Source organism: Martelella lutilitoris (genome assembly GCF_016598595.1).
Taxonomy (GTDB): domain Bacteria; phylum Pseudomonadota; class Alphaproteobacteria; order Rhizobiales; family Rhizobiaceae; genus Martelella; species Martelella lutilitoris_A.
In genome coordinates this window covers 113688-132119 of sequence record NZ_CP066787.1, presented here as the reverse complement: position 1 = coordinate 132119, position 18432 = coordinate 113688, and the positions used below count along the sequence as shown (strand labels likewise).

The 18432-nt window shown below is 62.5% G+C and carries 19 protein-coding genes and 1 pseudogene; 8 read left to right on the top strand and 12 right to left on the bottom strand.

The genetic code is table 11. The annotated features are described in order from the left end of the window. Positions 1-16: 16 nt before the first annotated feature. The 9 genes and pseudogenes from JET14_RS21375 to JET14_RS21335 all read right to left on the bottom strand — a co-directional run bounded on the left by JET14_RS21375 (position 17) and on the right by JET14_RS21335 (position 7501). Positions 17-964: a ribose-phosphate diphosphokinase gene (locus JET14_RS21375; protein ID WP_018065791.1), complete on the bottom strand. Its 948-nt coding sequence runs from the start codon at positions 962-964 to the stop codon at positions 17-19. After that, positions 961-2469 carry a thymidine phosphorylase family protein gene (locus JET14_RS21370; RefSeq protein ID WP_018065792.1) on the bottom strand — a complete coding sequence of 503 codons (1509 nt, stop codon included), beginning with the start codon at positions 2467-2469 and terminating at the stop codon, positions 961-963. The genes JET14_RS21375 and JET14_RS21370 overlap by 4 nt, the downstream gene beginning before the upstream one ends. Continuing rightward, positions 2466-3260: pseudogene (locus JET14_RS21365) on the bottom strand (MBL fold metallo-hydrolase RNA specificity domain-containing protein); the annotation flags it as partial. The gene JET14_RS21370 and the pseudogene JET14_RS21365, both read right to left, overlap by 4 nt. Positions 3261-3267: 7 nt before the next feature. After that, positions 3268-3921, bottom strand: coding sequence for a methyltransferase family protein (locus tag JET14_RS21360; RefSeq protein WP_018065794.1), 654 nt, complete (start codon positions 3919-3921; stop codon positions 3268-3270). Between the two features lie 146 nt (positions 3922-4067). Then, positions 4068-4991 carry a prolipoprotein diacylglyceryl transferase gene (lgt, locus tag JET14_RS21355; protein ID WP_018065795.1) on the bottom strand — a complete coding sequence of 308 codons (924 nt, stop codon included), beginning with the start codon at positions 4989-4991 and terminating at the stop codon, positions 4068-4070. A gap of 105 nt (positions 4992-5096) precedes the next feature. Further along, on the bottom strand, positions 5097-5768 hold the full coding sequence (locus JET14_RS21350) for a TVP38/TMEM64 family protein (protein ID WP_051085130.1): 672 nt from the start codon (positions 5766-5768) through the stop codon (positions 5097-5099). Positions 5769-5788: 20 nt separating this feature from the next. Further along, entirely contained in the window at positions 5789-6229 is a 441-nt protein-coding gene (locus JET14_RS21345; RefSeq protein ID WP_018065797.1) for a DUF6010 family protein, read from the bottom strand. A gap of 87 nt (positions 6230-6316) precedes the next feature. Next, positions 6317-6703, bottom strand: a complete 387-nt coding sequence (locus JET14_RS21340) for a DUF302 domain-containing protein (protein WP_018065798.1) — start codon at positions 6701-6703, stop codon at positions 6317-6319. Positions 6704-6913: 210 nt separating this feature from the next. Then, positions 6914-7501, bottom strand: a complete 588-nt coding sequence (locus JET14_RS21335; RefSeq protein ID WP_018065800.1) for an EF-hand domain-containing protein — start codon at positions 7499-7501, stop codon at positions 6914-6916. A gap of 170 nt (positions 7502-7671) precedes the next feature. Here JET14_RS21335 and JET14_RS21330 point away from each other — a divergent pair, with 170 nt between their 5' ends. The 8 genes from JET14_RS21330 (at position 7672) to ccmI (ending at position 15687) form a co-directional block, all read left to right on the top strand. Continuing rightward, entirely contained in the window at positions 7672-8394 is a 723-nt protein-coding gene (locus tag JET14_RS21330; RefSeq protein WP_018065801.1) for a response regulator, read from the top strand. Further along, on the top strand, positions 8394-9803 hold the full coding sequence (locus tag JET14_RS21325) for an ATP-binding protein (protein WP_018065802.1): 1410 nt from the start codon (positions 8394-8396) through the stop codon (positions 9801-9803). Before JET14_RS21330 ends, JET14_RS21325 begins: the two co-directional genes overlap by 1 nt. Further along, the gene (locus JET14_RS21320) at positions 9800-10114 is read left to right on the top strand and encodes an SHOCT domain-containing protein (protein ID WP_018065803.1); all 315 of its coding nucleotides are present in this window, start codon (positions 9800-9802) and stop codon (positions 10112-10114) included. Before JET14_RS21325 ends, JET14_RS21320 begins: the two co-directional genes overlap by 4 nt. Before the next feature lie 223 nt (positions 10115-10337). After that, positions 10338-11351 carry a hypothetical protein gene (locus JET14_RS21315; RefSeq protein WP_200338216.1) on the top strand — a complete coding sequence of 338 codons (1014 nt, stop codon included), beginning with the start codon at positions 10338-10340 and terminating at the stop codon, positions 11349-11351. 128 nt (positions 11352-11479) lie between these two features. Next, a complete protein-coding gene (locus JET14_RS21310; protein ID WP_018065805.1) occupies positions 11480-13480 on the top strand; it encodes a heme lyase CcmF/NrfE family subunit in 2001 nt (666 codons plus the stop codon). 4 nt (positions 13481-13484) lie between these two features. After that, the gene (locus JET14_RS21305; protein WP_018065806.1) at positions 13485-14048 is read left to right on the top strand and encodes a DsbE family thiol:disulfide interchange protein; all 564 of its coding nucleotides are present in this window, start codon (positions 13485-13487) and stop codon (positions 14046-14048) included. Beyond that, positions 14045-14521, top strand: coding sequence for a cytochrome c-type biogenesis protein (locus JET14_RS21300; RefSeq protein WP_018065807.1), 477 nt, complete (start codon positions 14045-14047; stop codon positions 14519-14521). Before JET14_RS21305 ends, JET14_RS21300 begins: the two co-directional genes overlap by 4 nt. Continuing rightward, on the top strand, positions 14521-15687 hold the full coding sequence (gene ccmI, locus JET14_RS21295) for a c-type cytochrome biogenesis protein CcmI (RefSeq protein ID WP_018065808.1): 1167 nt from the start codon (positions 14521-14523) through the stop codon (positions 15685-15687). The genes JET14_RS21300 and ccmI overlap by 1 nt, the downstream gene beginning before the upstream one ends. A gap of 36 nt (positions 15688-15723) precedes the next feature. On the opposite strand, the gene JET14_RS21290 is transcribed toward ccmI, so the two are convergent. From JET14_RS21290 to JET14_RS21280, 3 genes are read right to left on the bottom strand one after another with little or no spacing between them, the layout of a single operon-like run. Beyond that, complete coding sequence (locus tag JET14_RS21290) at positions 15724-16638, bottom strand: EamA family transporter (RefSeq protein WP_018065809.1); 915 nt, start codon at positions 16636-16638, stop codon at positions 15724-15726. Between the two features lie 32 nt (positions 16639-16670). Next, complete coding sequence (locus JET14_RS21285) at positions 16671-17447, bottom strand: hypothetical protein (protein WP_018065810.1); 777 nt, start codon at positions 17445-17447, stop codon at positions 16671-16673. Next, positions 17440-18318 carry a cation diffusion facilitator family transporter gene (locus JET14_RS21280; RefSeq protein ID WP_018065811.1) on the bottom strand — a complete coding sequence of 293 codons (879 nt, stop codon included), beginning with the start codon at positions 18316-18318 and terminating at the stop codon, positions 17440-17442. The genes JET14_RS21285 and JET14_RS21280 overlap by 8 nt, the downstream gene beginning before the upstream one ends. Positions 18319-18432 lie beyond the last annotated feature (114 nt).

The following is an 18432-nucleotide window of genomic DNA, read 5'->3' as shown; positions in this document are numbered from 1 at the left end:
TGGCTTACTTGGTCGTTCATTCGGTTGTCCTCTCGGCGTGATTCGGGTCCAGCCTAATTGTTCCGGCAACTGGAAGGTCAAGGGCTGTCACCACAGAAAGGATCGCTTCGGCCAATAAACCGGCAATTCCGATCGCATTCGTTGGATGGGGTATGGTGTCGGTGGTGATGATCCTTGCCGCACCAGCCGACAGAATGGCGTCCTGAGCGCCGTGCGCAAAGACCGCATGGATAGCCAGGCAGACAGGCGCGGCGGTTCCGGCCGCAAGCAACCTTTCGACGGCACGAGCCATCGTGGACCCCGAAGACGCGATGTCGTCGAGGATCATCGGTGTGCCTTCGCGCAGCGCCGCGCTTTCGGGCACACTGACATCGACACTGCGGTCACCGGATCTCACCTTGCGCAAGACCTCATAGGGCCGTCCGGCCAGCCGGGCCACCTCAGCCACCCATTGTTGGCTTTCGCTGTCAGGGCCCAGAAGAACGGCGTCTGGCAGGTTCGTGCTGATCCAGGTCGCAAGCAGCGGGGCGGATACGGCGCGAATGGCAGGCATCGGGAAGACATTTTGCAGCCGCGCGATGCGGTGCAGATGCGGATCCACGGTCACCAGCCAGTCGAAACTTTCCCCCAGGAATTGCGCGAACAGCGGTGCGCTTACCGCCTGCCCGCGCTCGAAGCGATGGTCCTGCCGCATGTAGCCAAGATAAGGCGCGATCAATCCGACGCGACGCGCGCCCATCTCGCGCGCCGTCGCCGCGGCGAAGCGCAAGGGCAGGGCAAGGCGATCGGGATCGCGCAAAGTCGCCAGAAATGCCACATCGGCCCCGTCCAGATCGCCGGGCAGCGAAATCAGGCTTTCGCCATCGGGGAAGTGGTGCCAGCCGAGAGCGAGCAGGTCCGCCCCAAGCGCGAGTGCCAGGTCTTCGGCAAGCGGCCTCATCTCGGGAAACGCGACAAGGATCATGACACTGCCTCGGACAGCGTCAGCACGCCGGTCTGGGACTCGGCATAGGCCAGGGCATAGGCCAGTTCGCCTGGTGTCTCGGCATGGAGTTCATAGAGCGGCTGGCCCTTGTCCATATGATCCCCGATCCGCACCAGAAGGCGGACGCCTGCGCTCTTCTGACGCGGGGCACCGGCCAGCTTGGCGATGCGTGCGATGCGTCGGTTGTCGATGGCGGTCAACTGGCCCGCATGGGGGGCGCGTATTTCGATCTGCTGCGCTGCGGTTCCGGGTTCGCGGAAACCGCCCTGCGCCGCGCAAATTGCCATGAACTTTGCCTCCGCTGCACCACTATCGAGAAACGACTGCGCGCGGACCCGACCCTGCCCCACAACGGCGTCCGGTGCCAGGTCTAGAAGATGTCCGGCCAGATCCAGCGCCCGTGCGCGCAGATCGACAGGCGCGTCCGGCGCGCGCCGCAGAACCGCCAGCACGTCCATGGCTTCCAATGCCGGGCCGATGCCGCGTCCCACAGGAGCCATGCCGTCGCTGATATGCAGCGCCAGGTTCAGACCCAAGGCCTTGGCCACCGAAGACAGCCGTATCCCGAGAGCCTCCGCCGCTCCGGCAGACCGCACCTTGGCCGTTGGTCCGACCGGCATGTCGATCAGAACATGGGTGGCACCGGCGGCCGCCTTTTTCGACAGTACGCTCGCAACGAGTTGATCGGTGGAGTCGAAATCGAGGGGGCGTTCGACACGGATGAAATGATCGTCGGCAGGACTGAGGGCGAGCCCGCCACCCCAGACGAGGCAACCGCCCTCGGCTTCGACCACCCGGCGCAGCGCGGCGGCGTCAAGCGCGACGGGCGCCATGACCTCCATCGTGTCGGCCGTCCCCGCCGGCGAGGTGATCGCCCTGCTGGACGTCTTGGGGAACAGATACCCCGCCGCCGCGACGATGGCGACGACGATGGGTGTCGTGCGGTTGCCCGGCAATCCGCCGACGCAATGCTTATCGAGGACAGTGTGCTGCCCCCAGTCGAGCGTCTGCCCTGCTTCCTTCATGGCGCGGGTCAGCGCCACGGTTTCGGCCTCGTTCAGCCTGTCGCCGGCGCAGGCGGTCACGAAGGCGGCAAGGTCGAGATCCGAAAGCCGACTGTTGAGAGTGTCGCTGACGATTCCTGCGAAACCGGCCTGATCCAGTCTTTCGCCATAGGCTTTCGCCCGGATCATAGACGCGGAAGCGGGCGGTTCAGGGTGCGAGAAAGCGGCGTCGTCTCCAATCTCAGCGCCAAGCGCGGCCCAGGCGGAAACGGACAATGCCGCCTGGTCCACGGCAAGCCATGCTCCGCGGCCGACGACATTCAGGGTCGCGATGATCCAGCGGTCCTTCAGGTCGATCCGTATGCGTGTCTGGGCAGCAAACCCCTCGGAACGGCAGATGTGACAGTCTTCTTGCATATAGACGACCGGCTGCCGGTAGGTGTCGATGCCGGAGGAAACGAGGGCAAGCGTTTCGGTCATCGCGGCCTGTCCAGGTAGACGGGTTCGAGATGTTCGGGCACGCGCACGGATCGCCCTAGCTCGTGTTCGACGCGAAATCGCAGGGTATCGGCGGCGACAGGTTCCCCATGGGTGAGATAGGTCATCTCGGGGGCGGGACCGGCGGACATCCAGCGCAGGATCTCATCGGCATCGGCATGTCCGGAAAAGGACTGGAGCTGAACCACTTCGGCCTCGATCGGGAACTCCCGTCCGAACATGCGCAATGTCCGCGCGCCTCCGGCCAGCGCCGCGCCGCGCGTGCCACCGGCCTGGAAACCGGAGAGCAAGATCGCGTTCCGCCGATCGCCGCCGAAGCTGGCCAGATGGTGCAGGATACGCCCGCCGGTCAGCATTCCGCTGGCGGAGACGATGATCATCGGGCCCTGGCGCGTGTTCAGCTCCTTGGATTGCTCGACCGTGTTTACCCTCTTGGCGATCTCGAACATCGCAATGCAGTCTTCGCGGCTGACGTGGTGCTCGGCGTGATGACGGTGATAGATCTCGGTCGCATTCACCGCCATCGGGCTGTTGAGGAACACCGGGACATAGGGAATATCGCCGCGCTCCATCAATCGCGCAATGTGCAGCATCAGCCCCTGCACCCGTCCGACGGCAAAGGACGGGATCAGCACCGTGCCGCCGCGGGCAAAGGTGCGTTTGAGGATCGGTGCCAGTTCGGCTTCTGGGTCCACGTCGGAATGGGACCGGTTGCCATAGGTGGACTCGCAGACCAGAACATCTGCTCCGCCGAATGGCTGGGGCGGTCGCATCTGTCGTTTAGTCTCGGAACAAAATCCATATCATCACAGCGTCTCGAAGCTGATCCCAACGCGGAACAAACGCAGGAACATCCTGCTTATACAGCGCATATTGTTTGCCGAACAATCGTTCCAGAGTCTCCTCCTCCCTTTTCGCCAATGCTATGTAAAAGAACATGATGAACGGGAGCAAAGAAACAGATAGTAGTGTTGGCCAATGCACCACTCCCTCTCCAAATAGGACGATAAACAGACCCAAATATTGAGGGTGCCGGACAAATTTATAAAGGCGACCCGTCGCAAGGGTACCTTTCTTTCGATTCCTGTAGAGTTCGCGCCAACCTCCCACTATGAGGCAAATGCCGACCAGCGCGAGCGCATAGCCTAATAGCATTGCAAGAACCATGGCCTCGTCGAAGCCCAGAAGGCTTGACCACAAGTTGGTCGTGAGATCGCCCCTGTCCATTCCGAAAAATCGAACAGCAAGGTATACTGTAAGAGGGAAGCCGTACATTTCGGCGTAAAGTGAAATGATAAACGCTTGCACGATGCCGGCACTGGCCCACTCCCGCCAGTTACTTGGTGCAAAATATCTATATATGACCCAAGAGGCAATTATGATGGCAAGAACGGTGAGATTCCATGCCCCCATTTGCCCGACGTATTGTCTCATTACTGGACCCATAAACTTCGTTTTCCGCCACCTTCGCATCGACCCGGTACCACGGACGATCGAGTTCATGGGTGCCGTCAATCGATTCATAAGTGACTTTGCGGCCATCCTATTTCCCAATCACCAGTTGCAGATCGCTGCCGAGGTCAGGCAGTTTTTTTCGATCGTTGCCCGGTTGCGCCCCCGGATCCGTTCACCGCTCGAAGGATCAGCGCCAGCCCGACCAGGATCATTGGCGCAGAAAGAACCTGTCCCATCGTCAGCCCCCAATCGCCGAAGTGCAGGGCATGGCCGATCGGATTGTCGGAGGTCACGAACTGCATGTCGGGCTGCCGGAACAACTCGACAAAGCTTCTGGCAAGACCGTAGCCGGTCAGGAAAACACCTGTCAGCGCGCCGGGCATCCTGAGCCAGCCCCGGCGCCAGGCGAGGTAAAGAAGGATGAACCCGAGCAGCAGCCCTTCGAGCAGACCTTCATAAAGCTGCGAGGGGTGGCGGGCACATATCGAGGTGATGCCCGGACAGGTCTGGGCGACCTCGCCCGGAAAGATCACGGCCCAAGGCACGTCCGTGGGCCGCCCCCAGAGTTCGTTGTTGATGAAATTCGCAATCCGCCCCAGAAACAGCCCCGGTGGTGTAGCGATGGCCAGAAGATCGGTCGTGCTCAGCATGGATGCGTTCTGACGAATACAATATGCCAGGCCAGCAACGGCGACGCCGAGGAACCCGCCGTGGAAGGACATGCCGCCCTGCCAGATCATGAGTATTTCCAGCGGATTGGCCAGGTAATATTCGGGCTGGTAGAACAGCACGAAACCCAGTCGGCCACCAGCGATCACGCCGATAATGATCCAGGTCAGCAGGTCTTCGATCTGACGGCGATCAAGTGGCGGCCCGGCAGCGGGCCACAGCGCAGGGCGCGCAACGGCAGCGACGCAGATGCGCCAGCCGATCAGGATACCGACGATGTAAGCGAGCGCATACCAGCGCAGCGCCAACGTGAACCCGCCGATCTCGATAGAGAAAAGATCGGGGCCGATGTTGGGAAATGGAATTGCGGCGGTCAACATATCTGTAGGTCCTGATCTGGTGTTTGCGGTTGATTGGCCACGGCGGCTGCGCGCCGGAGGTGATAGGAAGCCTGTCGACGAAACGGCAGGCGAGATTTTCGGCGATCAGTCATGGGTCATCCGGTGCTTTTTCCAGTCCCTGACGGCGACAATCAGAAGAGGTGCAAACGTCAACGCTCCCAGCCCGATCGCGGCCCAGATTGCGCGGGAAGAAGGCCCACTGACCGCCTCGTTGCCTAAATGGGCGAGCACAAAGCTGGCCGGGATGATCCCCGCAAGCGTGGCGAGTGCGAAACGCCAGAAGTGAAGGCGGCTCAACCCGGCCGCGTAGCTGACAATGTCGAATGAGATGAACGGCATCAGACGGCTGGCGAAGACGGTGAAAGTCAAAGCGTTCTGAGAGCCGAGCCAGCCTGCATCCACCTTGTCGCCAAGCCATCCGACGAGCACGTCGCGCCCGAGGACCCTCGCCAATCCGAATGCGACAAGTGCGCCGAGTTCGGCTCCGGCAACGATGTAAACGGTCCCCAAAGTATGCCCGTAGGCGGCACCGGCCGCCAATGCGATCGGTGCGCTCGGAATAGGCGTCGCGACGATCGCGATCGTCATGAGCGAGACGATGAGGATCGGTCCCCATATGCCGGCAGCCTCGATCCAGCCGGAGATTCTCTCGCCGTCGAAGCTCTCGATGACGTCGGCGAGCGGACCCAAGGCCAGGGCGACGATGGCGAAGATTAGCAGTGCCGCAGCAACCAATTGTGCGGTTCGCCCGAACACGAACCGTGGTATTCCCGGCCTCACGGCACATACAGCACGAAGAGAAAAGCTGCCGCCAACAGCTCGAAGACGACGCAGAACGGAATGTACCATCGCGGGACCGGCGCGCCGAACACCCTGTTGTGATGCAGAAGATCCCACGCGGCATGTGCGGCGAACCCGACAGGCAAGGCCAATGGAGCCCAGAGCAATCCGGCCAGCGCGGTCGCCGCGAACAGGGCTGCGACCGCCAGTTCCGCCAAAAAGCGTTTCAGCGAATTGGCGGTCGCACCAAATCCGATGTAGGCTCCGCCGATCAGCGCCAACGTTACCGCGGCGATCGCCACCGATATCTGATGGGGCACCAGTAGATGCACCGGAGCGGCGATCAGAAACAAGACGGCACCCACAGCGCCAGGCCCCCAGAAGCCCTCGCCGAAGGTTGGGGATTCTTCTGTATCCTGGATGCTGTCAGCCACCATACCGCCTTGTCTCCCGGTTACTGGGGTTCGAACCCGATTCCCCGATGCATACGCCCTCCAGTGACCGGAAGGTCAACGATATGGCGATCATGCAGCATCGACGGCCTCGCGCAGCATGTCGCGCACCTCGCACGCGACTTCATGGAGCTGATCGTTGTCGATTGCCTGCATTGACGCCACCGGATCGATGGCGCTGATCTCGGTGCCGCCGTCCGTTTCGCGCAGGATAACGTTGCATGGCAACATCGCGCCCACGCGCGGTTCGATCCCGATCGCCTTGTGGGCCATTTGCGGATTGCAGGCGCCAAGGATGCGATAGCCGTCCATATCGACGTCGATCTTCTGCTTCATCGTCATCTTGACGTCGATTTCGGTAAGAACACCGAAACCCCGATCAGCTAGGGCGGCGCGAACGCGCATTTCCGCGTCGTCGATGCTGACGCCTATGAGTGAGCGGTCATAGGTATAATTCATTTCAATCTCCTTCGGTTATTCGAACGACTGCCTGATCGGTTTGAGCCGTCCCCGCATGATCGCAGTTGTCGCGAGAACCAGCAAAACGGTCATCATTTCAAGGCTCATGAGGTCTGCCTCCGTCAAAGCAGGGAAGGTCAGCACCGTTTCGCAAACCGTGCCTCGGTGCCGGATACGAGCGTCGGCCCATAGGCCGACGCCCGAAAGCGCTCAATCGTTGTTCATCATGTCGCCGTCGCCCATGCCGGGGCTCTCGCCGGGCTGCATCTGCCCCATTGCGTCGCGCATCTTCTGCATGCGCTCCATCTTGTCGGCCGGCGCCGCCATTTCTTCGGCTGTGATGGCGCCGTCGCCATCGGCATCCAGATGCTGGAAGCGATCCACCATCATCTCGCGGATCATCGCGCTGTGCAGCGCCTCGAATTCCTCGATAGACAGGGTGCCGTCACCGTCGCTGTCGTATTCGGTCAGCTTGGCCTGCAGTCCGGCGCGCATTTCCTCGGGCGTCACCGTGCCGTCGCCGTCAGCGTCGAACATCTGCATCATTCCGCCGCCCATCGGACCCATTCCGCCCATCATGCCGCCGCCCATCATCTGGCCGTGCATGCGCTTCATCATGCCCATCATATCGGACATGCCGCCCATGTTGCCCATCATTCCGGAACCGCCCTGCATCATGCCAGCGCGATCCTTCGGGCCGGACTGGCCCCCATGTCCGTGATTGGAATCCGCGATCGCGGCTCCTCCGATTGCAGTTGCGGCCAAAACGGTCGCTGCGAGCAGGGTTTTGCGGGTCATCGTTATCTCCTCATGTTTCGGTTTCGATAGATTTCATATGGCAGCGTTAGGCCGTGATGAAATGCGAGGAAACAACGGTATTGTATCGCCGTGTCACAAGCGCCGCCCCTGTTACATTTCGTGACAAATCTCTTCGGGAAACCAATGCGGCAACCGTTAGAAGGAAGAACATGAACGATCAGCCTCATATCCTCGTCGTCGACGATCATCGCGAAATCCGAGACTCGGTTTCGCGCTATCTGGAGAAGAACGGCCTGCGTGCGACCTCGGCGCGGGATGCGGTCGAGATGGACGCCAAGCTCGCGATGGGTCAGTACGATCTGATCGTTCTGGATGTCATGATGCCCGGCGAGGACGGGCTGTCGGTCTGCCGCCGTCTGTCATCCACGGGTGGCGTACCGATCCTGATGCTGACGGCGCTTGGCGAAGAGACGGATCGCATCGTCGGGCTCGAAATCGGCGCGGACGACTATCTGGCCAAACCATTCAATCCGCGAGAGCTGCTTGCGCGGATCAAGGCCATCCTGCGGCGTTCATCCCTGCCCGAGACCTATGCCGGAAAACTCTCGGGAAGACGCATCGCATTCGCACAATGGACTCTCGATACCGACAGCCGGTTGTTGACCGATGAAAACGGTGCGCAAATCGATCTCACCGGTTCGGAACTCAAGCTTCTGGTTGTCTTGCTCGAACGGCCCCGCCTCGTCCTCAACCGTGATCAGCTTCTCGATCTCACTGCAGGGCGCGCGGCCTCCCCGCTCGATCGGACGATCGACAATCAGATCAGCCGCCTTCGCAGAAAGATCGAGGCCGATCCATCCAGGCCCCGGCTGATCACGACCGTGCGCGGTGGCGGATATTGCCTTGCCGCCGATGTGACGGAGTTGGATTGATGTGGCGCTTCTTTGACAGTCTGCGCGGCCAACTGGTCCTGTTAATCATCGCGGCACTCGCCGCCGCCCAAGCGGTCAGCCTCTGGTTGTTCGTTGACGAGCGCGGCCTGGCCGTGCGGGCCGCGCTCGGCTTCGAGGCAGCGGGGCGGGCCGCGAACGTCGCGCGGTTGATCGAGGAAGCGCCGGCAACGCTGGAACCGGCCATTCTGCGCGCGGCGAATTCACCGCTGGTGCGCTTTGACCTGTCTGATACACCGACCGTCGATCACGACAGCCACGCGGACAGCGGTGCTATCGAGGCAAGAGTGCGTGGTCTTCTCGGAGCCAAGGACAACCGTGAAATTCGCGTGGAGGTGCACGAGGTCGATCACGGCATCCTTCCGATGCCGCATATGGCGCCCGAGATGGCGGAAATGCATCTGGCGATGATGCGGGGCGATCTGTCGGCCATCGAGATGCAGCTGTCCATCGCCCTGACGGGCGGACAGTGGCTCAATGTCGGCACGCGGTTCGAGCGCCCGCCCCTGCAATGGCCCTGGGCCTCTTTCCTGAGCTTCGGGCTCACGGCTGCCATTATTCTTGTTGCCGCCTGCTGGTTTCTTCTGACCCGTCTGACTGGCCCGCTCTTGCGCGTGTCCCGTGCCGCCGACAGTCTCGGGCGCGGCGAAAATGTCAGACCACTGCCCTTGATCGGACCCGCCGAGGTGCGCGACCTGACCCGGACATTCAACCGGATGCAGGCCCGGCTGACCCGCTTCCTCGCGGACCGGACCCGGCTTCTCGCGGCCCTTGGACATGACCTGCGCTCGCCTCTCACGGCACTCCGCGTTCGCTCGGAGATGGTCGACGAGCGGGAAACACGCGACAGCCTCATAACCTCAATCGAGGAGATGCAGGAGATGGTGGACTCGACGCTTTCCTTCGCGCGCGGGATCACAAGCTCGGAAGACTACGAGACCGTCGAAATGGGCGCGTTTCTGGGTCAACTCCGCGCCGATATGCTGAACGGTTTTTCTCTGAAGGAGGGCGAAACCATTCACCTGCGCTTGCGGTCGCAATCAGTCCGGCGCGCGCTTCGCAACCTCATCGACAATGCCGAACGCTATGGCGGAATGGTTGATGTCAGCTATGGACGCGAGGACGATCACGCCATTATCCGCGTCGCTGACAATGGCCCCGGTATACCGGACGGCGAGCTTGAACAGGTCTTCGAGCCCTATTTCAGGCTTGAGAAATCCCGCTCGAGAGAGACCGGCGGCACCGGACTTGGACTGTCCATCGCCCGGACGATCGTCCGGGCGCATGGCGGGGACATTGGCCTCACCAACCGGGCAGAAGGCGGCCTCGTGGCGACCGTGACGCTGCCGCTGGGACCGGAACCCCTGAAACAGGAAAGGACAACGACATGAAACTCAACGGCTCAGTCATCTCTGCAGGATCGCTCCTCTTCGTCGCAACGCCGGGCATGGCCGATATCTACGATGGCTCCGGCCACATGATGTGGGGTGGGCACGGTATCTTTGGAGGCCTGATGATGGTGATTTTCTGGGCACTTATCATCGGTCTGATTTTTCTTGCGGTTCGCGGCTTTTCCAACCGCTCCGACACCGGGAATGGTCAGACTGCGATGGATGTCCTTCGTGAACGCTATGCCCGCGGCGAAATCGACGAGGATGAATTCGAGCGGCGGCTGGCCAAACTGGAGGCCCGAAAACGATGATGTGTACGGAACCGGACCGGTACTGAAAGTGCCGGTCGGAGTCCTCGTCAGCCCGGCACGTCGGTGTTTGCCCGTCTTTACACGAAAAAATTGTCTCTCACTGTAACAGGCTCCGGCATTGCGACAAACGCTTACATGAAAGGCCGCGAGGCTGTCTTGATAGTCGCAATCCCGTCCGTACGTTCTCGATAGACGCAATTACACCCATGAAAGGAAATACATCATGCGCATCACGACCCTGACACTCAGTGCGGTCTTGATGACCGGCAGCGCCGCGATTGCCGACGTCTACATCCCCGAAGGCGAGCTCGGAACAGTGCTTCATCTGGATCGATCCTTCAATGAGATGGGTCGCATCGAAGGGCTCGATAACGTCCACGGTCTCGCCGGTGCGCCCGAACGGGGCATACTGGTGGCCGGCAGCCTGTCGGAATCCACACCCGGCGATGTGGCCAAGCCGGCCGCCGTCTCGGAAGAGGAGCACGCGGCCCATCACGGGGGTGGAAACACGGCCAAGCCGGACGCGGTAAGTCTGGTAACGCTGGTTGACGCTGACAGTCGCGAAATTCGGCGCCGAATCGAGGTGCCGGGCATCGTTCACCATGTCGGGATTTCGTCGGATGAACGGTTTGCCGCCGTGACCCACCCCGGGCTCGATGCTGTTTCGGTAATTGACCTTGAGAGTGGCCAGGTCACCGCGACGGTCGCCACCGGCCCGATTCCGGAATATGCGGTCGCCGATCCGAAGACCGGAAACTTCCTTGTCTCCAACGCCGGCAACGCAACGATCAGTGTGCTTGATCCGGAGGACGGGATCGTGACGCGAAATTTCAAGCTGCAGGGGCCACCCAAGCACATCCAGCTCGATGCCGATACCCGTCAACTGATCGTCAGCGAATCCTTCAACGGAACCGTTTCCATCGTCGATGCCGACAGCGGCGAGATCCTCGACAGGTTCGACATCGGCGGAGAATTGCATGGCGTAGCGGTTGACCCGGACGCGATCTGGTCGAGCGCGCGTGAACGCAATCTCGTTGTGCGTGTCGACCGGTCGACCGGTGAACGCCTGGAAGTCAACGTCGGACCTGAACCTTACCACATGGCGCGCGTTGAGGATGCCTTGCTGGTGAGCAGTGCCGGCAAGCCGGAACTGTGGATTCTCGATCCCGAGACGCTGGAGCTTCGCCAGACGATTGCCACGAACAGTACCGCCCATCAGTTCGCCGTAATGCCGTAGGCCGGACCGGGTAAACGGCAATGATCCAACTAACGGCAATGTGAGACCGGGTGCCGATACCGGACTTGACGTTCCAGTCCGGGAAGGCGGCATGCACCGCCAAAACGAGAGATTGACGAGGAATCGACATGACACCTGAAATCGGACAATTCGCGCTGGCACTGGCGCTGATCATTGCCCTGGTGCAAAGCGTTCTACCGATCCTCGGCGCCTCGCGCGGCGATCTGGTCTGGATGCGGAGTGCGCGGACATCGGCGCTCGCTCAGCTGGTTTTCATCGGTATCGCGTTCGCCGCCCTCATGCGCTCCTTCATGGTCAGCGATTTCACGGTGGCGAATGTCGTCGAGAACTCGCATTCGCTCAAGCCGATGCTCTACAAGATCGCAGGGACCTGGGGAAGCCATGAGGGGTCTCTGCTGCTCTGGGTGCTGATCCTCGCGGCTTTCGGCGCAGGTGTCGCCCTGCTCGGGACGAACATTCCCGATGCGCTGAAGGCGCGGACCCTGTCCGTGCAAGCCTGGATCAGCACGGGATTCCTATCCTTCCTGCTGCTGACCTCCAACCCGTTCGAACGTGTGTTCCCGCCGCCGCTGGATGGCAACGACCTCAATCCGCTGCTGCAGGATGTGGGGCTGGCGATGCATCCGCCGCTTCTCTATTTCGGGTATGTCGGGTTCTCGATCGTCTTCTCCTTCGCGGTTGCCGCACTGATCGAGGGCCGTGTCGACGCGGCCTGGGCCCGCTGGGTCAGGCCGTGGACGCTGGCGGCTTGGATGAGCCTGACGGCGGGCATCGCGCTCGGATCATGGTGGGCCTACTACGAACTGGGCTGGGGCGGTTGGTGGTTCTGGGATCCGGTGGAGAATGTCAGCTTCATGCCCTGGCTTCTGGGCACGGCGCTGTTGCATTCGGCCATCGTCACCGAAAAGCGCGATGCCTTCAAAAGCTGGACGATCCTGCTGGCCATCCTGACATTCTCGCTGTCTCTGCTGGGCACGTTCATCGTCCGGTCGGGCCTTCTGACATCCGTCCACGCCTTCGCCGTCGATCCCGAACGAGGCCTCTACATTCTCGGCCTGCTGGGCCTCTCCATCGGCGGCTCGCTCGCGCTCTATGCCTGGCGCGCCCCGTCGATGGAAGGCGGCGGCCTCTTCGCGCCGATCAGTCGCGAGGGTGGCCTCTTGATCAACAACCTGCTGCTGGTCGTGGCCACCGGAACCGTGCTGGTCGGCACGCTCTATCCGCTGTTCACCGAAGCCCTGGCCGATCAGAAGATTTCGGTCGGACCACCGTTCTTCAACGCGTCCTTCATACCGATCATGCTGCCGTTGCTGGCGATCATGGCCGTCGGGCCGCTCCTGTCGTGGAAACGCGCCGACCTGAAGGGGGTATTCCAGCGCCTGCGCTTTGTCGCGCTGCTGTCAGGGCTGGCCGCACTTGCGGTCTGGTACCTGACCGAGGGCGGGCCCGCCCTGGCCTATCTTCCAATCGCGATAGCCACCTGGCTCCTTCTGGCGACATTGCGGGAATGGGCGGCCCGGATCAGACTCTTCGATGTGCCGTTCGCGCAGGCTGTTCGGAGGGCGCGCAACCTGCCCCGCGCGGCCCACGGCATGACGCTGGCACACGCGGGACTTGCCGTGGCGGTCTTCGGCTTCGTCGGGTCGAGCGCCTGGAAATCCGAGAAAATTGTTTTCGTCCAATCCGGCGCCGTGACCGAGATCGCAGGTTTCGACGTGCGCTTCGACGGTGTCCAAAGGGTGCAGGGTCCGAACTATGTCGCCGACCGCGGCACGCTGGTGGTCACGCGCGATGGTGCACCCGTCACGACACTCTACCCCGAGCGCCGTTTCTATCCGGTCGCCCAGAGCACGACCACCGAATCTGCCATCCGCTCGACGCTGGCGGGCGACCTCTACGCCTCGCTGGCCGAGCCGGCCGCGGAGGGCGCGGCGCAATCTGGGGCCTGGACCTTGCGAATCCTCTACGAGCCGCTGGTCAATTTCATCTGGATCGGGGCGGCGCTTCTGGTGCTGGGCGGCGGTCTGTCGCTTTCGGATCGGCGCCTGCGGGTCGGTGCGCCGCGCCGCGCTACTATTCCGAAACCACAAGCAACGCCGGCGGAGTAAGTCCATGACCCGAGCCCTCGCCGCCCTGCCGATCCTGATTGCGCTGATTGTCGGCGGTTTCTTTCTCTGGGGCCTCAATCCAAGCCGCGACCCGAACGCGATCCCGTCGGTGCTGATCTCTCAGCCGGCACCGGAATTCGATCTGGCGCCGGTGGATCACGTGGGTGTGCCCGGCCTGTCACGGGCGGACCTGACGGACAATCCTGCGCCGGTCGTGGTCAATGTCTTCGCCTCCTGGTGCGTCCCCTGCCGGGCCGAACATGCGGTCCTGACCCGAATGGTCGAACAGGGCGGCGTGCGACTCATGGGCATCAACTACAAGGACAAGCCCGAGGACGCGCGCGCCTGGCTGGAGAACCTGGGCAACCCCTATGAGCGGATCGGATCCGATCTGAACGGCCGCGCCGGGATCGAGTGGGGCATTTCAGGCGTGCCGGAAACCTTCATCGTCTCGGGCAACGGCACGGTTCTTTTCCGCTATGTCGGCCCGGTCGTCGGCGCAGAGGCGGAAGAGAAGTTCGCAACCGCGCTCGCGCAGGCACGTGCTGCAACAGGAGCGGGAACATGATCCGAATTGTCGTGCTGACGATCCTGATCGTGATCGCCTTGCCGCTTGCCTCCCATGCCGTCGAACCCGACGAAATGCTGGCTGATCCGATCCTTGAGACCCGTGCGAGAGAGATCTCCAAAGACTTGCGCTGTGTGGTCTGCCAGAACCAGGACATCGACAGCTCGAACGCGGGCGTTGCGCGCGATCTGCGGCTGCTGGTCCGTGAAAGGCTGGTTGCCGGAGACACCGATCAGCAGGTGCTGGATTACATTCAGGCGCGCTATGGCGATTATGTCCTGTTGAAACCGCCATTCAAACCGGAAACCTATGCTCTTTGGTTGACGCCGCTCGCACTCTTTTTGCTGGGGGCCGGCGGTGTGGTCGCGGTCCTTGCCAGGTCCGGTCGGCGCAAGGCGAAGGCAGGCCTGAGCGCCGAAGAAGAGCGCCGGGTTTCCGAACTGTTGGCGCAGCGCGAAAGGAATGAGCCGTGATGCTCTGGATTGTCTTTGCGTTTCTGGCGCTGCTTGCCGCAGGTTTCCTGCTGCTTCCACTGCGGTCCTTCGGATCGAAGGTTTCCGACCGAACCGACGGCTCCATTTCCATCCTCTCCGATCAGCTGCGGGAGGTGGACGCCGATGCGGAACGCGGCCTGATCTCGCCGGAGGAAGCCCGCGCCGCCCGGATCGAGATCAAGCGGCGTATCCTGTCGCTGGAACGGAAAGGCCAACGCGCGCGGCCGGCCATGTCGGGTCGCTCCGCCGGCGTCGTCGTCTGGGCGACCGCCTTGACGGTGCCTGTGGCCGCGGCAGCGCTCTACCTGCAACTGGGATCGCCCGACATGCCGAGCATCGCGTTCGCCGAGCGTGAGGCGGAGCGAAACCAGCAGGTTGAAATCGCCGGGTTGACGGTACGTTTGCTGGAGCGCCTGCAAAGCGATCCGGGCGGTGGCCCGACCGAGGGGTGGATGTTGCTTGGCCAAACCTACATGCGCATGGGCCGCTACAGGGATGCGGTATCCGCCATGGAGAACGTGACCGAGCGCCCGGATGCCAGTTCGGCCATCCTGTCGCAATACGCCGAGGCGCTGATCGCCGCGGATGACGGGATCGTGACGCCCGCGGCCCGCGCGGCCATCGGACGGGCACGCGACATGGATCCGTCCAATCCGGCGGCCACGTACTACGAGGCCATCGCGCTCGATCAGGCGGGCGACGGCGCGGAGGCCCACGATCTGCTGATTGCCCGGCTGGACGCGGCCAATGGCCCCGCGCCCTGGATGGAGGCGTTCGTCGCGCAGGCCAACAGCATCGGCGAGACGCTCGGCCGCGAGCCGGTCAGCCTCGCGGCATTCGCGCCCACGGCTGGCGGCGATACGCCGGGCCCCACCGCGGGCGATGTCGCCGCCGCAGCGGACATGAGCGAGGACGACAGGGCCGCCTTTATTCGCTCGATGGTTGAGCGGCTGGCCGAGCGGCTGCGGGACGACCCTGATGACCTGGATGGCTGGATGCGACTGGGCAACGCCTATCGCGTCCTCGGTGAGGCGGCGAAGGCGCGGGAGGCATATCTGACCGCCAACAGGCTCGCCGAGACCCTGCCTCCCGACGACCCGCGTGCGCAGGAAATCCGGCAGGCGATGTCAGAGCTGCCCGGCTGAGGCCGAAACAGCGCTATGGTTTCCCTGCCAATGCGATCAGGTGCACTGACAGGGATGCGCCGCAAGGTTTGGATCGTCCCGGGTGGTCAGACGGGTCAGGACGAACCCGGCCGTCAGAAGCAACGCGCCGCCATAGATCATGCCCGTCGCCGGGACCTCTCCGAATACGAGAAAGCCCAGCGTTGCCGCAACCACCGGCGATACGATGATGTCGACCAGCGAATAGACGTTGGCGTTCAGCGTCTTCAGCACAAGCGAGATGCCGAAATAGGCGAACCCGGTAGAGACCAGTCCCAGCATCAGCGCCCAGAGCCCGGCCGGAGCAGCAATGCCGATCCGCTCATTGACTGTCATTGCCATGATGTCGCCGGGTCCGAAGATCACCAGCACCGGCGACAGCACGAGGGCGGCAACAAGCATGGACCAGGCGATGTCGTTACCGGTCTCGGATTTGCCTTCGTGGCGCATGTAGGTGATCATCGCGGCATAGATCGCCCCATCGGCAAGCGCGACAAGATTTCCGACCATGTATCCGCCCTCCAGCGGTTTCGCGAGAACAATGCCCATGATGGCGACCGCGAAGGTCAGGTAGTGACCCCAGCTTGCTTTCTCATCGAGAAACAGCGCCGAGAATATGAAGGTGAAGAACGGCGCGATACTCCAGAAAATGACCGCGTTGGCAATCGGCACCAGGGTCATGGCGTAATTGAAGACGCTGATCTGGGTGGCGATCAGCATACCGATGATGGCGGTGTCCTTGAGGTTCTTCCACGGAACGCGAAGCGGGTTCCCGGTTGCGAACGGCATCAGAATCATGAGGAACAGCGCGGCCGTGAGGATGGCGTAGAAATTCACCGTGTGGATCGGGATCAGACCGCCTGTCAGCTTGACGAAGACGCCGATTGTCGCCTCCGAGAAGGTGATGAGAAGCAGTAACAGGATGGTGCGCATGGGTCGGTTCTGATCCTCTCTCGTTCACGCTCTCAGGACGCCGCCGGCTCGTCGCGGTCCTCCTGGCCACTTATTGCGTCGCGGCTCGCGTTCCCGATCCAGCACATGTCGCAGACCGGGTCGCCATGGGACAGAGTACGCCGGCGGCGATAGTGACCGCGCTGGCCATCCCCGGCGATGACGTCGGCACCGGGCCAGTCGTAGCGGCACCAGCTCTGCCGGAACGACTCCAGCGACTCAGGATCGTCCTCCGCCCGGGCGATGCGGCGCACGAAGCTCTGCGGCGGGCAATGGGTGAAATGCGTGAACAGGTCGTCCCCGTCCCGGCTGACCCGAACGGCGTAACCCGGCGCACCGGAGGGCGCGAAGGGAAACACCAGCAGCGCGCGGATGGTCCAGCGCAGCCGACGGCCGGAATCGCGGGTGAGCAGGCGCACGGGCAATGCGCTGAGCGCCAGCATCCGCCGGTAGATGTCCCAGCCGAGATCGGCGACCACCTGTCGCGCGGTCTCGGGCGCGATGCCACAAGCGCGCAGGCTGCGGTCGGCTGCAATCGTCCAGATCGCCATTTCCACCATCAGCCGGCTACCGAAAGTCGGAAGCTCTGCCTGCTGCGCATGGGGGCGAAGGCGGACGGTTTCCGCGGTCATCGCCACCACGAATGCCTCGATTTCGGGCGTCAGCCAACGGATCTCGCACCCCTCCGTGTCGCGCAGGCCGCGCGTGGCAAGGCCGCGCCCCGCCGCCCGGGCGACGATGCGCCCGATCAGCTTGCGTGCCAGCCACAAGCGGAGCGAACCGTCAGACATGGCCGACCTGATGGCCCGAGGTGATATCGATCGTCTCGGCACCCGACTCGTCCAGACACTCGGTTTCAGTCTGGAGCGTTACGAAGAAGAAGCCGTGATCGCGGCGCAGCAAGCGGTGCGCCCGTCGTTGCACCGCCTGCGGGTCCACGCCGTCACCCACGCGAAGGTGCGCCGAAAACACGTTCCGCCCGCTGGTCAATGTCCATGCGTGGACATGATGCGCGTCGTGCACACCGTCGAGCGCTTCCAGATCCGCGATCACCGAGTTCAAATCTATCTCGCTCGGCGCTGCCTCCATCAAGAGCCGCGCCGCATCCCGCAGGATGCCCCAGCTGGCCCAGAGCAGCACGAAGCCGAAAGCCATGCCCAGAAGTGGGTCGATCATCAGGAAACCGGTAAAGCGGATCACCAGCGCCGTGACGATGATGAGCAGGCTGCCCACGAAGGTCTGGATGATGTGCCAGAGCGCGCCGCGCACGTTCATGTCGCTCCGGCTCTGTTTCCAGATGAGGCCAAGCGAAATGAACTCCGTCACAAGACCCCCGGCTGCAGCAAGCAGCATTGGCCCTGTCGGCAGGTCGATGGGCGCGTTCAGCCGCATCGCGGCCATATAGATAACGACGAAGGCCATTCCGGCCAGGAACCCGCCATTCACCAGCGCGCCGAGGATTTCGGAGCGGTACCAGCCAAAGCTGAATGTTGCATCGGCAGGCCGCCGGGAAAGCCGGGCCGCGCCCACGGCGACGAGGATTCCGCCCACGGCGGAAAACGTGTGGAATGCATCCGACAGGACAGCGATCGATCCGGTCCAGAGCCCGATACCAAGCTCAATGATGAAATAGACGCCGGTCAGCCAGGCCGAGATGACCATACCCCGCCCGCTTGTCGGCATGTGCGATCCGTGTCCACGAATATGGAATTCTGTTTCGGAACTCATCGAACCTCCTTTCCGTGGCAGTTTATTGATGCCTCCCCACATGAAGAG

Excerpts from the sequence above, each read along its gene's own strand:
- JET14_RS21315 (WP_200338216.1), top strand. The coding sequence starts at position 10,338 with ATGCGCATCACGACCCTGACACTCAGTGCGGTCTTGATGACCGGCAGC.
- JET14_RS21310 (WP_018065805.1), top strand. The coding sequence starts at position 11,480 with ATGACACCTGAAATCGGACAATTCGCGCTGGCACTGGCGCTGATCATT.
- JET14_RS21280 (WP_018065811.1), bottom strand. The coding sequence starts at position 18,318 with ATGGTCATCTCGGCCTGGCTGACCGGCGTCTATTTCATCATTGAGCTT.
- JET14_RS21375 (WP_018065791.1), bottom strand. The coding sequence starts at position 964 with ATGATCCTTGTCGCGTTTCCCGAGATGAGGCCGCTTGCCGAAGACCTG.
- JET14_RS21305 (WP_018065806.1), top strand. The coding sequence starts at position 13,485 with ATGACCCGAGCCCTCGCCGCCCTGCCGATCCTGATTGCGCTGATTGTC.
- JET14_RS21285 (WP_018065810.1), bottom strand. The coding sequence starts at position 17,447 with ATGTCTGACGGTTCGCTCCGCTTGTGGCTGGCACGCAAGCTGATCGGG.
- JET14_RS21330 (WP_018065801.1), top strand. The coding sequence starts at position 7,672 with ATGAACGATCAGCCTCATATCCTCGTCGTCGACGATCATCGCGAAATC.
- JET14_RS21320 (WP_018065803.1), top strand. The coding sequence starts at position 9,800 with ATGAAACTCAACGGCTCAGTCATCTCTGCAGGATCGCTCCTCTTCGTC.
- JET14_RS21360 (WP_018065794.1), bottom strand. The coding sequence starts at position 3,921 with ATGAGACAATACGTCGGGCAAATGGGGGCATGGAATCTCACCGTTCTT.
- JET14_RS21335 (WP_018065800.1), bottom strand. The coding sequence starts at position 7,501 with ATGACCCGCAAAACCCTGCTCGCAGCGACCGTTTTGGCCGCAACTGCA.
- JET14_RS21290 (WP_018065809.1), bottom strand. The coding sequence starts at position 16,638 with ATGCGCACCATCCTGTTACTGCTTCTCATCACCTTCTCGGAGGCGACA.
- lgt (WP_018065795.1), bottom strand. The coding sequence starts at position 4,991 with ATGTTGACCGCCGCAATTCCATTTCCCAACATCGGCCCCGATCTTTTC.
- JET14_RS21300 (WP_018065807.1), top strand. The coding sequence starts at position 14,045 with ATGATCCGAATTGTCGTGCTGACGATCCTGATCGTGATCGCCTTGCCG.
- JET14_RS21325 (WP_018065802.1), top strand. The coding sequence starts at position 8,394 with ATGTGGCGCTTCTTTGACAGTCTGCGCGGCCAACTGGTCCTGTTAATC.
- ccmI (WP_018065808.1), top strand. The coding sequence starts at position 14,521 with ATGCTCTGGATTGTCTTTGCGTTTCTGGCGCTGCTTGCCGCAGGTTTC.
- JET14_RS21340 (WP_018065798.1), bottom strand. The coding sequence starts at position 6,703 with ATGAATTATACCTATGACCGCTCACTCATAGGCGTCAGCATCGACGAC.
- JET14_RS21370 (WP_018065792.1), bottom strand. The coding sequence starts at position 2,469 with ATGACCGAAACGCTTGCCCTCGTTTCCTCCGGCATCGACACCTACCGG.
- JET14_RS21345 (WP_018065797.1), bottom strand. The coding sequence starts at position 6,229 with ATGGTGGCTGACAGCATCCAGGATACAGAAGAATCCCCAACCTTCGGC.